The organism is Desulfovibrio sp. SGI.133 (assembly GCF_050313955.1).
GTDB lineage: Bacteria > Desulfobacterota > Desulfovibrionia > Desulfovibrionales > Desulfovibrionaceae > Desulfovibrio.
In genome coordinates this window covers 519,085-529,320 of record NZ_JBNPMK010000002.1, presented here as the reverse complement: position 1 = coordinate 529,320, position 10,236 = coordinate 519,085, and the positions used below count along the sequence as shown (strand labels likewise).

The window sequence follows — 10,236 nt, the reverse complement described above, 5'->3', positions numbered from 1 at the left end:
CGCGGCCCCGTCGGGGCAACTCGTTGGCGCGAGGGAGACTTATGTCTCATTTTCAAACCCGCGTCAAGAACTTTTTTGCCATCCGGGAAAATTTCTTTCCCCGCCGTCCTTTCGGACGTGGCCGGCTCGTTGGCGCGAACGGCTTTATGCGCCTTTTCGACCCCACCGTCAAGCATTTTTCCGCAAAAAATTTTGCGGATTTGCTCCCCGCTGACTGATTATTCAATCAACGCACTGAAAAGACACAAAAAAATGTTTGGAATTTTCTTTGCCGTTTTCCATTTCTCTTCTCCCCTTTTTGCCGAAAAGAACCACACCCCCCTGCTAGAGAAAGCATCCTTTCCTCTCCAGAAAACGATACTCCCCTTTCGCCCTGCTTCGTATTTTCTCTGTCACGGTACCAAAGGACACACGGAAGGGAGAAAAATACACCGGACACAGCGCCCTGGATGCGACATTGAAAGCACAGCCTGCTGTCCCTTTCCCCTCAGGAAAGAAGAAAGGCAAAAGCAGGCTGTCCTCCTCTACTTGCGCTATCCACAGCAAGAAGCGGCGGTCCCTGCAAAAAATGCAAAGGGGATCCTTCCCGGGCGGCAGCCCGACAAAGGATCCCCTGCTATCAGCTCAACAGGTCTCTATCCTGCGAGGCCTTCCAGAGCCGTCATCATCTTTTCTACGTCCTGAACCGTAAAGTCCACGGGCAGGGACATCAGCATGCCGAGCCCTTCCATCTTGTCGTGGAATTCCGCCGCCGTCATGGGACTGACAGCAGCCGTATGGATCATGGCGTTGACCATGAGGATGTCGATGACAGCCTTGCGCAGCTCCTCAGGCTCCAGCCCCAGGTCGAGCACGGCCAGAGCGGGAGCCTGCCGGCGCACCAGCTCCATGCCCTGTTCCAGGGAACCCGCCTGCCGGACAGCCGCACCGCGCCCTTCCATGACCGGAAGGACCGGGGCCCACTGTTCGGGGCGCGAGGTAACGATCAGGATATCCATAGCGGACTCCACGGCCTAGTGATGGCCGCCGCCACCGCAGGTGAAGTCCATGGTGAAGGGAGGCAGCTTGCCTTCCAGGAAGGCCTGCACGGCAGCGCCCACGGTGGGGTACTGACCGGCGAAGAAAACGTTGACGCCCACCTGCTGGAAGCCCATCAGCGGACGCATGCCCATGCCGCCGGCCAGCAGGGCTTTCACGCCGTGGCTGGCCAGATGCTGCACGGGAGCCATGCAGCCGCCCTGCTGGTGAGGCACGTTTTCCAGCGTGCCCACGGCCTTGATGGCGTTGTCTTCGATTTCCACGATGGTGTAGATGTCGCAATGGCCGAAGTGCATGCCCATCTGGGCATCGAGACCGCCAGGCATGCAGGAAGGCACGGCAAGAAGAAAGCTCATGATAAACGCTCCATTTCTGGTCGAAGGTGCGCGGCCTAGCGGCCGGTGCGCATATCCTGAAGGGCCGACCACATGTCCTTCAGGCTGTTGCCAAGAGGATTATCGAATTCTGTCAGGGCACGACGCTGCACCATGGCCCGGGTCACCACCGGATCGAAGGGCAGCCGCCCCAGCAGGGTATGGCCGTGTTCGGCGCATTCCGCGGCGATGGCATCGGCCTCGTTCACATTAAGATCAGCCTTGTTGATGATGATGGCCAGCGGGATGCGGAAATGCCGGCACAGATCGGCCACGCGGCTGAAGTCGTGACGGCCTGACGGCGTGGGCTCCACGACGCCCACGGCCAGACTGGCCCCCGACAGGGAGCTGATGACGGGACAGCCCACGCCCGGCGAACCGTCGCACAGGATGGTCTCCAGACCCAGCGCCCTGGCACGCTCCCTGGCCTGGGCCTTGAGCAGACTCACCAGACGGCCGGAATTCTCCTGCCCGGGGAAGAGCTGGGCATGGACCATCAGCCCGAAGCGGCTGTCGCTCACATACCAGTCCCCACAGTGGTTGTCGGGAAAGTCGATGGCCTGCTGCGGACAGAGCTTCACGCAGACGCCGCAGCCTTCGCAATGGTCATCGATGAGGAAGCCCCCGTCATGAGGACGAACAGCTTCGAAACGACACAAATCAGCACACTGGCCGCAGCGGATGCAGTCATCCTGACGGATCCGGGCGCTGTGCCCCGAGATGAACGGCGTGCGTTCCTTGACCTCCGGCTGCAGCAGGATATGCAGGTCGGGCGCATCCACATCCAGGTCACAGATGACCTTGCTTTCGGCCAGATGGGCGAAGGAGGCACAGACCGTGGTTTTGCCCGTCCCGCCCTTGCCGCTGATGACGACGATCTCACGCATGACACACCTCCCCGCCCAGACGGCGCAGGGCATCGCGCAAGTGTTCGAAACGCTGTTTCCATTCCGGGGACAGCGCGGCCAGCAGACGGCCATTGGCATATTGCTCGGCGGCGGCCCGTTCAAAAGGCAGCTCCGCCAGCAGGGGCAGGCCATGTTCGCGACAGTAGTCACGTACCGCGGCGTCACCATCGCCATTCCCCTCGGCCCCGGCCCGGTTGATGACCACGGCCATGGCCTTGTTCAGGGGCAGGAAGGCCTGATGCGCCAATCTGAAATCATGGAAACCGAAGGGCGTGGGGTCGGCCACCAGCAGGATCAGGTCCACATCACGGGTGACCGTGACCGCCGGACAGCTGACCCCTGGAGGCGCATCGAGGATGGCATCGGCCGGTACCTCAGCCAGCATGGTGTCCAGACGGGCCCGCAGCTGGCGCAGCAGGGGCGGCGTCATGGATTCACCGATACGGGTACGCCCCATGAGGAAGCGGACAGTACCGTCCAGCACCGTGCCGTGTTCCAATTCGCCCAGCTCCCGGCCCACGGGCTTGAGGGCCTTGTCCGCACAGACGGCGAAACAACCGCCGCAGCCGTGGCACATATCGGGAAAGATGCTGATATTGCCGGCAAAGGAGGCGATGGCCTTGAAGCTGCAGATCTCGCGGCATTTGCCGCACTTGCTGCACGCGGACAGATCGAGGGAAGGAACTTCCAGCCAGGCCTTGCTGCTCCCCTCTACCTGCGGCGGCAGGAAAAGGTGGAGGTTGGGCGCTTCCACGTCCGTGTCCACGGCCACCAGGGGGCTGTCCCAGACACTGGCCAGGGAGGCAGCCACACTGGTCTTGCCTGCCCCGCCCTTGCCGCTGGCAATGGCGATACGCATACGGGTCCTCTACTTGTTGGGCGCGTCAGCAAAGGGGAATTCGCCCTTCTGGAAGCGTTCCACCGCTTCCCGGACGGTACCGCTCACATCCTGGCAGACCTTGATGCCCGCAGCTTTCAGGGCGTCAAAAGCCTTGGGACCCACATAGCCGCTCAGCACCACCTGCACGCCCGCGTTGGCCACACGTTCGGCGGTCTCGATGCCGGCGCCCATGCTCATGGTCTGGGAAGCGCCGTTGTCGATATAGCTCACGCTCATGTCCGGCAGATCCACCACCACGAAACCGCCCGCGCGACCGAAACGGGGATCGACGAGATCGTCAAGGGTGGGGCCTTCACTGGAAATGGCAATCTTCTGCATGGTATTCTCCTTTGCGTCCGCAGTCCGGGGATCCGGTTCGGCCAGGGCATAATGGCCCCCCTCGATGCGCAGGGCCCGGCCCGTGACCAGGGCCAGCGCCACCGTGCGCCGGGCCGCAGCCAGTGTACGGCCGAACGTATGCCGGGACACACGCATGCGGCAAGCGGCCTCGGAACCGGTCAGGCCTTCCAGATCCGCCAGACGCAGGGCTTCGAGCTCCTCCACGCCCAAGCAGACTTCCTCCAGGGCCGTCATGGGGATGCCCCGCGGCTTGAAGTAGGTGACACTGGGAGTGGTGGCCACATAGCGGCACTGTCTGGGACGCGGCATGATTTCTCCAATATCTGGCAAAACGGACGCGCAGCCGGAAAGGATGCCAGGCCTGCGAACGTTTTGCACAATTGAGCATAATCCTTGCGGCGACCATGTCAAGCCCCTTTCCTGGATCCCGCCGCTTTTTCCCGCTTCCGCGCAGCGCGTTGACGCTTTTCTTGGCTGCATGGTACAAGTCCCGGGCCTGCCCTGCGCAGCCATCACGAGGTTCCCATGTCCCAAAATCGTGCCAGCATGCTGGACCGCCCCGTGGCCCAGACCTTTTTCCGCTACGGCCTGCCCTGGTCCGCGGCCTTCCTCCTGCTTTCGTCCGCCGGTCTGGTGGATACCATCTTCATCGGTCGCTATGTCGGGGCCCAGGCTTTGGCAGCCGTCAATATCGTCAGCCCTGTTTTCAGTATTTTTTTCGGCATGGGCGTCATGCTCTCCGTGGGCGGCACGGTCCGCAGTGCCCACCACGTGGGGCGCGGCGATCTGCGGGCCGCTTCGGCGGTCTTTGGCCGCACCATGCTGCTCATCCTGCTGTCCGGTCTGATACTGGCCCTGCTCTCGCTGCTGTTTCGGCCGCTGCTGCTGACATTGCTGGGGGCGGACGGTGATGTGATACGGCCCGCGCACCAGTACCTGACCACCATCCTGCTTTTCAGCCCTGTGCTGCCCGCCTCCTACGCTCTTTCGCAGTTCGCCCGGGTGGACCAGCATCCCACCCTGGCCTCTTTGGGGCTCATCCTGAGCGCCGGCGTCAATATCTTCCTGGATTACCTGTTCATCGCCCGCTTCGGCTGGGGCGTGCAGGGGGCGGCCCTGGCCACGGGCCTGGGCTTCAGCTGCACCCTGCTCCTGTTCCTGATCCATTTCCTTTCCCGCCGAGCCCTGCTGCGCCTGACCCTGAAGGGCTGCGGCTGGCGGGAGATCCTGCGGGCCAGCCTCAACGGCAGTGCGGAAAGCATCAACGAGATCTCCGTGGGCAGTATCATCCTGCTCATCAATCATCTGATGATGGCCCGCTTCGGCTCCTCCGGCGTGGCCGCCTTCACCGTGGTCAGCTACGGATCCTGGTTCGGCCTGACCCTGGCTTACGGCCTCAGCGATACCCTGTCCCCCCTGGTCAGTGCCAACCATGCCGCCGGATTACGCCAGCGGACGCACAACTTTCTGCATGTCGCCCTACTGAGCCTGCTGGCGCTGGGCGTGATCATGTTCCTTGTCTTCAGCCTCTACCCGCAGGAACTCGCTCGCCTTTTCCTGCCCGACAACGCCGCTGTGGGCAGCCTGGCCTGTGACTTCATCGCCGATTTTCGCTGGAGCTTTTTCTTCAGCGGCCTGAACATGGGCATCGCCTGTTACCTGACCGGGCTCAACCGTTCCTTGCAGGCTGTGGGCATGGCGCTGAGCCGCAGCCTGATCTTTCCTGCTCTGTTCCTGAGCCTGTTCGCGCTCTGGCTGGAAGACGAGCATATCTTCTGGGCCATCCCTCTGGCCGAGGCCCTGACCCTGCTGCTGGGCATCGGCCTGCTGGTCCACGGCCGACGGCGTACCGGCTGGTAGACCTGCTGACAGGGACCACCGCATACCGTATGCTGGCAGCACATGACACAAGGAGACCCTATGCCCACGAAACGCTTTTTGCCCGCTCTGCTGGCCGCCCTGCTGCTGACCACTCCCGCCATGGCAGCCGAACACGCTCCGGGGTTCGAAGCCTGCATCAAAAAAAATCCCAAGAGCTCGGATCAGAAACAGTGCCTGGATATGGAGCGTAATTACTGGCAGAAAAAGCTGGATACCCGTTATCAGGCCATGCAGGGCATCTGCAAAAAATTCTCCGGCCCCGAAGCGGAAAAACGTAGTGCCGCCTGCCTGGAAGCCCTGGAAGAGAGCCAGCATAGCTGGCTGGCGTACAAGGCCAGCATGCGCCCTGTGGCCGAGAACTATCCCAACAGCCAAAGCGCCATGGAAAACCTGGCCTGGTTCGAGATCGACCAGCTGCGCAAGCGCATCCACGATCTGGAGACCCTCGACCCCTCGCTGGCAGAAAAGCCGGCCCGCCGCTCCAATACCATGGATGATATCGAGAAAGGGCTGTCGGATTTCGGCAACAGCATGGAATCCCTGTTCAATTCCGGCATGAAGAAAATGGGCTTGGACTAAAGCCGTTTTTGACTTCCATGAAAGGCAGGGGCGGGAGACATCCCGTGCTCCGTTCCTGCCCTTCAAGGCTCCCTGGCCGTCTTACCACCATGGGAAGACGGCTTCCCCGTCTGTCCCCTTCGGGACATCCTTTTGCCGGGCGGACCGAACGGCCTGCCACCCGTCGCCGTATCTTGTGGAGGCATCATGGATTCTTTGCTCACGCTGCCGGAGGACATCCATCTTCCCGGCGCACCGGAACATTTCACGACTCTGCTCACCTCAGACAGCGGACTGCTTGTCGAGCGCATTGTTTCCTGGGGCCATGTGACGCCGGAAGACCAGTGGTACGATCAGGAAAAAGACGAATGGGTCCTGCTGCTGGAAGGCTCCGCCCGGCTGGGCTTTGACGATGGCCGTGAAGTCTCCCTGGAACGCGGCCAGTGTTTGCTGTTGCCTAAGCATGTGCGCCATCGTGTGCTGGAGACCAGCAAGCCCTGCGTCTGGCTGGCCATTCACGCGCCGCAGCTGCATCCGCAGGAAGCCGACGGCATGCCCGCCTGTCCGCAGGGGTAGCACGAGACGTCGCTACGTTCTTCCCAGTACGGAGGGCCACGATAACGGAAAGAAATCTTTTCCCGGGCCCCCTTCCACGACCACATTTTGCAGGCCTTGCCAAAGGCATCCGGCAGCAAGGCCTGGCCTTTGCCCGCTGAGCAGTCCCTCATGACGACTCAGCGATAAACCACAGGAGGTATCCATGCCGCTGCCTCTGTTCACCTGCCGTCCCATCGGCATCATCCACACCCCGCATACCGATCCGGCCCAAACGCCCCGCCAACCCATCCACGCCGCAGACTTTACCGGGCAGGTCGAGATCTTTCCCGATTTCGCAGCCGGTCTTGAAGGGCTGGAACGCTTTGCTCGCATCTGGCTGATCTTCGCCTTCCACAGAGCGGAGGCTCCGTGCCTGCACGTCATCCCACACGGGCAGACGAAGGAGCGCGGCGTCTTTACTACCCGTGCTCCCTGCCGTCCAAGCGGCATCGGCATGAGTCTGGTACCGTTGCTGCACCGGGACGGGAACATCCTTCATGTCTCGCATGTGGACATGCTGGACGGCACGCCCCTGCTGGACATCAAGCCCCACTCTCCCGATCTGGACAGCGGCTCGCTGCTGTGACCGATCTTTTTTCAGCGCTCACGGCCGAAACGACATGAGCCTTGCCATCATCCTCGTCCTGCCGGCCATTGTCTTTGGTGGTCGCGCCTATCTTGCGGGCTGGATTCGCTCACCGGGCAAGAATCTCCTGATCCTGCTGGCGACCCTGGCAGGCCTTGCCCTGTGGATACTCTGGCGCTGGTGGCAATACTGCTGAGGCCGCACCGGCTTCACCATGTCCTGTCATTTTTGTCGATCATCTGTCTGGTATCGCGCCATCGCTACTACATAGACCGGCATACAAAACGAAAAACGCCCGCAAGACGAGCTTGCGGGCGTTTTTGTGCACCGAAACGGTACAAAGGGAGGCCCCCCATGGGCCTCCCGGCGGGCATTTCAGGGCCGAAGAGGCGAACCCTGAAATTTTATGCGTTCATGGCCTCAACGACCTACCGCACGGCCTAGTCAGCCTGGGTGCGGATGAACGTGGGAATCTCGAAGTCTTCTTCACTATAGGTGAAGTCCTCATGACCGGGGTTGTGCTGGCGCCGGTGCATGGACTGCTGGCCCAACGGGGCGTCTGTGCGCAAGTAGGCCGGTTTCTCGAACTGATCCTGGGCGGAATAGGGACCGTATCCCCCCTGGGGATAGGAGTTCTGGGGAATCCACTCACCACGGGGACGTACAGCAGGACGAGGACGGGACTGCGGGTAGGCAGGAGCCTGCGACGCTTCCATGGGACGGGTCGGAGCAGGCTGCGAACCGGGGAATTTGGTCACGCTGGGGCTTTTCACCGGCTCGGCCACAGGCTGCACCACCGTGGCGCTGGGGTCGATGCCCGTAGCGATGACGGTCAGGCGCAGTTCGTCACCGATATTCTCGTCATAGACCACACCAAAGATGATGTTGGTATCTTCGGGCGTGGCATCGGCGATGATATCGCCGATCTCGGCGATCTCGTCGGTGGAGATGTCCATGGACGCTGTGATGTTGTAGAGCACGGCCTTGGCGCTTTCCAGAGACACGTCTTCCAGCAGCGGGCTGTTGATGGCGCGCTGAGCAGCCTCGCGGGCACGGTTCTCACCGGCAGCCACACCGGTGCCCATCAGGGCCATGCCGGATTCGGACATGGTGGTGCGCACGTCGGCGAAGTCGAGGTTGATCATGCCTTCGGCCAGGATGACGTCAGAAATACCCTTGACGGCGTAGAACAGCACATCATTGGCTTTCTGCAGCATGGCAGAGAAGGGGGTCTTTTTGGGCGCGAAAGCCAGCAGACGGTCATTGGGGATGGTGATCAGGCAGTCCACATGCTGCTTGAACTCTTCCAGACCTTCTTCGGCAAAGCGACGACGACGGGCCCCTTCAAAAGAGAAGGGTTTGGTGACGACGCCCACGGTCAGGGCGCCCATCTCCTTGGCGGTCTGGGCCACGACAGGCGCGGCCCCCGTGCCCGTACCACCGCCCATGCCGGCGGTCACGAAAACCATATCGGCATCGCCGATGGCTTCCCGAATGGCGTTGACGCTTTCCAGGGCGGCCTCGCGGCCCACGGCGGGATTGGCACCGGCACCCAGGCCCTTAGTGAGCTTTTCACCCAGCTGGATCTTGACCGGAGCATTGTTGCGGCTCAGGGCCTGCATATCGGTATTGGCGCAGATGAACTGCACCCCCTGCAGACCGGAAGTGATCATGTTCTGCACGGCGTTGCCGCCACCACCACCTACACCGATAACCTTAAGCTTGGCATTATTGCCCAGCGTGATGTCGATATCATCAACAATGGATTGTGACATAGTTCCCTCTCCTCAACTACTCTAAAAGCTTGCCCGCTTTGTTTTTTTAGGAAATGTCGGAAAACCACTTCTTCATACGCGCCAGCAGGCCTTCGAAAACGCCGCTGTCGCTGTGCGTGGGAGTAAACTTTTTCTGGCCGGAAACTTCCTTTTCCGCACCGTAACGCAGCAGCCCCACAGCCGTGGAGAACTTGGGGCTGTTCACCACGTCCTTGAGGCCGCCCACATTGCGGGGGTAACCGATGCGCGTGGGCAGGTTGAAGATCTGCGAGCCCAGCTCCTGACAGCCCTCAATGAGGGCAGTACCGCCGGTCAGCACCACGCCCGCGCCCAGGAAGTTCTTGTAGCCGGAATTTTCCAGCGTCCGGTTCACCAGGCACAGGATCTCTTCCATGCGCGGTTCGCAGATCTCCGCCAGAATCTGGCGGGAGATGCGGCTGGGATCTCGGCCGCCCACGGTGGGGACTTCGATGAACTCGTCATGCCGCACCATGTCGGTCAGGGCGCAGCCGTACTTGAGTTTGATACGCTCGGCCGCCGCAATGGGGGTGCGCAGGCCAAAGGCGATATCGTTGGTCAGATTCTGGCCGCCCAGCGCCAGCACATGGGTGTGCTTGATGGAATCATTGGCGAAAATGGCGATGTCCGTGGTGCCGCCGCCGATGTCCACCAAGGCGACGCCCAGCTCGCGCTCTTCTTCCGTCAGCACGGCTTTGGCCGAGGCCAGGGATTCCAGGGCGATGTCCGAGACTTCCAGCTGGCTACGGTGGCAGGAGCGCACGATGTTCTGGGCCGAGGTCACGGCCCCGGTTACGATGTGCACCTTGACTTCCAGACGCACGCCCGCCATGCCCAGCGGATCAGCGATGCCGCGCTGGTTGTCCACGATATATTCCTGCGGCAGGATGTGGATGACTTCACGGTCGGCAGGGATAGCCACGGCACGGGCCGCATCGAGCGCGCGTTCCACGTCGCGCTGGCCAACTTCGCCGCCCTTGACGGCGATGACACCATGACTGTTGATCCCGGCGATATGCCCACCGGCGATCCCCACATAGACCGAATTGATCTCGCAGCCGGCCATGAGTTCAGCGTCTTCAATGGCGCCCCGAATGGACTGCACGGTCTGCTCAATGTTCACCACCACGCCCTTGCGCATACCGTGAGAAGGACGGGTGCCGATCCCGACGACATCCACCAGGCCGTTTTCCGCCATTTCCCCTACGACCGCGCACACTTTGGTAGTGCCGATATCCAGGCCTACAATGAGATCCGCCAT

At 61.6% G+C, this 10,236-nt stretch carries 13 protein-coding genes; 6 read left to right on the top strand and 7 right to left on the bottom strand.

Features of this window, described 5'->3' with window-relative positions:
• Positions 1-218: hypothetical protein (locus ACQRBR_RS05155; RefSeq protein ID WP_427812484.1), on the top strand; the 218-nt coding region annotated here is incomplete at its 5' end.
• Between the two features lie 417 nt (positions 219-635).
• Here ACQRBR_RS05155 and ACQRBR_RS05150 read toward each other — a convergent pair.
• From ACQRBR_RS05150 to ACQRBR_RS05130, 5 genes are read right to left on the bottom strand one after another with little or no spacing between them, the layout of a single operon-like run.
• Complete coding sequence (locus ACQRBR_RS05150; RefSeq protein WP_427812483.1) at positions 636-998, bottom strand: hypothetical protein; 363 nt, start codon at positions 996-998, stop codon at positions 636-638.
• A gap of 15 nt (positions 999-1,013) precedes the next feature.
• A complete protein-coding gene (locus ACQRBR_RS05145) occupies positions 1,014-1,394 on the bottom strand; it encodes a NifB/NifX family molybdenum-iron cluster-binding protein (RefSeq protein WP_205906129.1) in 381 nt (126 codons plus the stop codon).
• 35 nt (positions 1,395-1,429) lie between these two features.
• Complete coding sequence (locus tag ACQRBR_RS05140) at positions 1,430-2,299, bottom strand: ATP-binding protein (RefSeq protein WP_168936491.1); 870 nt, start codon at positions 2,297-2,299, stop codon at positions 1,430-1,432.
• A complete protein-coding gene (locus ACQRBR_RS05135; RefSeq protein WP_427812482.1) occupies positions 2,292-3,179 on the bottom strand; it encodes a 4Fe-4S dicluster domain-containing protein in 888 nt (295 codons plus the stop codon). The genes ACQRBR_RS05140 and ACQRBR_RS05135 overlap by 8 nt, the downstream gene beginning before the upstream one ends.
• A 9-nt stretch (positions 3,180-3,188) precedes the next feature.
• Positions 3,189-3,869: a DUF134 domain-containing protein gene (locus ACQRBR_RS05130; RefSeq protein ID WP_040368942.1), complete on the bottom strand. Its 681-nt coding sequence runs from the start codon at positions 3,867-3,869 to the stop codon at positions 3,189-3,191.
• Between the two features lie 216 nt (positions 3,870-4,085).
• On the opposite strand from ACQRBR_RS05130, the gene ACQRBR_RS05125 reads away from it, so the two are divergent.
• From ACQRBR_RS05125 to ACQRBR_RS05105, 5 genes are all read left to right on the top strand, one after another.
• Positions 4,086-5,420, top strand: coding sequence for an MATE family efflux transporter (locus tag ACQRBR_RS05125; RefSeq protein ID WP_427812481.1), 1,335 nt, complete (start codon positions 4,086-4,088; stop codon positions 5,418-5,420).
• Positions 5,421-5,480: 60 nt separating this feature from the next.
• Positions 5,481-6,020: a lysozyme inhibitor LprI family protein gene (locus ACQRBR_RS05120; RefSeq protein ID WP_427812480.1), complete on the top strand. Its 540-nt coding sequence runs from the start codon at positions 5,481-5,483 to the stop codon at positions 6,018-6,020.
• A 186-nt stretch (positions 6,021-6,206) separates the two neighbouring features.
• Complete coding sequence (locus tag ACQRBR_RS05115) at positions 6,207-6,575, top strand: cupin domain-containing protein (RefSeq protein ID WP_321031671.1); 369 nt, start codon at positions 6,207-6,209, stop codon at positions 6,573-6,575.
• 184 nt (positions 6,576-6,759) lie between these two features.
• A complete protein-coding gene (gene tsaA, locus ACQRBR_RS05110) occupies positions 6,760-7,182 on the top strand; it encodes a tRNA (N6-threonylcarbamoyladenosine(37)-N6)-methyltransferase TrmO (RefSeq protein ID WP_427812479.1) in 423 nt (140 codons plus the stop codon).
• Between the two features lie 34 nt (positions 7,183-7,216).
• On the top strand, positions 7,217-7,378 hold the full coding sequence (locus ACQRBR_RS05105; protein ID WP_427812478.1) for a hypothetical protein: 162 nt from the start codon (positions 7,217-7,219) through the stop codon (positions 7,376-7,378).
• Between the two features lie 244 nt (positions 7,379-7,622).
• On the opposite strand, the gene ftsZ is transcribed toward ACQRBR_RS05105, so the two are convergent.
• Positions 7,623-8,957 (bottom strand): cell division protein FtsZ, encoded by a 1,335-nt coding sequence (gene ftsZ, locus ACQRBR_RS05100; RefSeq protein ID WP_303881373.1) that lies wholly within the window; start codon positions 8,955-8,957, stop codon positions 7,623-7,625.
• Positions 8,958-9,003: 46 nt separating this feature from the next.
• A complete protein-coding gene (ftsA, locus tag ACQRBR_RS05095) occupies positions 9,004-10,236 on the bottom strand; it encodes a cell division protein FtsA (protein WP_303881370.1) in 1,233 nt (410 codons plus the stop codon).

Coding starts and splice junctions, on each gene's coding strand:
- ACQRBR_RS05115 (WP_321031671.1), top strand. CDS start 6,207: ATGGATTCTTTGCTCACGCTGCCGGAGGACATCCATCTTCCCGGCGCA.
- ftsA (WP_303881370.1), bottom strand. CDS start 10,236: ATGGCGGATCTCATTGTAGGCCTGGATATCGGCACTACCAAAGTGTGC.
- ACQRBR_RS05125 (WP_427812481.1), top strand. CDS start 4,086: ATGTCCCAAAATCGTGCCAGCATGCTGGACCGCCCCGTGGCCCAGACC.
- ftsZ (WP_303881373.1), bottom strand. CDS start 8,957: ATGTCACAATCCATTGTTGATGATATCGACATCACGCTGGGCAATAAT.
- ACQRBR_RS05130 (WP_040368942.1), bottom strand. CDS start 3,869: ATGCCGCGTCCCAGACAGTGCCGCTATGTGGCCACCACTCCCAGTGTC.
- ACQRBR_RS05150 (WP_427812483.1), bottom strand. CDS start 998: ATGGATATCCTGATCGTTACCTCGCGCCCCGAACAGTGGGCCCCGGTC.
- ACQRBR_RS05140 (WP_168936491.1), bottom strand. CDS start 2,299: ATGCGTGAGATCGTCGTCATCAGCGGCAAGGGCGGGACGGGCAAAACC.
- tsaA (WP_427812479.1), top strand. CDS start 6,760: ATGCCGCTGCCTCTGTTCACCTGCCGTCCCATCGGCATCATCCACACC.
- ACQRBR_RS05135 (WP_427812482.1), bottom strand. CDS start 3,179: ATGCGTATCGCCATTGCCAGCGGCAAGGGCGGGGCAGGCAAGACCAGT.
- ACQRBR_RS05120 (WP_427812480.1), top strand. CDS start 5,481: ATGCCCACGAAACGCTTTTTGCCCGCTCTGCTGGCCGCCCTGCTGCTG.
- ACQRBR_RS05145 (WP_205906129.1), bottom strand. CDS start 1,394: ATGAGCTTTCTTCTTGCCGTGCCTTCCTGCATGCCTGGCGGTCTCGAT.
- ACQRBR_RS05105 (WP_427812478.1), top strand. CDS start 7,217: ATGAGCCTTGCCATCATCCTCGTCCTGCCGGCCATTGTCTTTGGTGGT.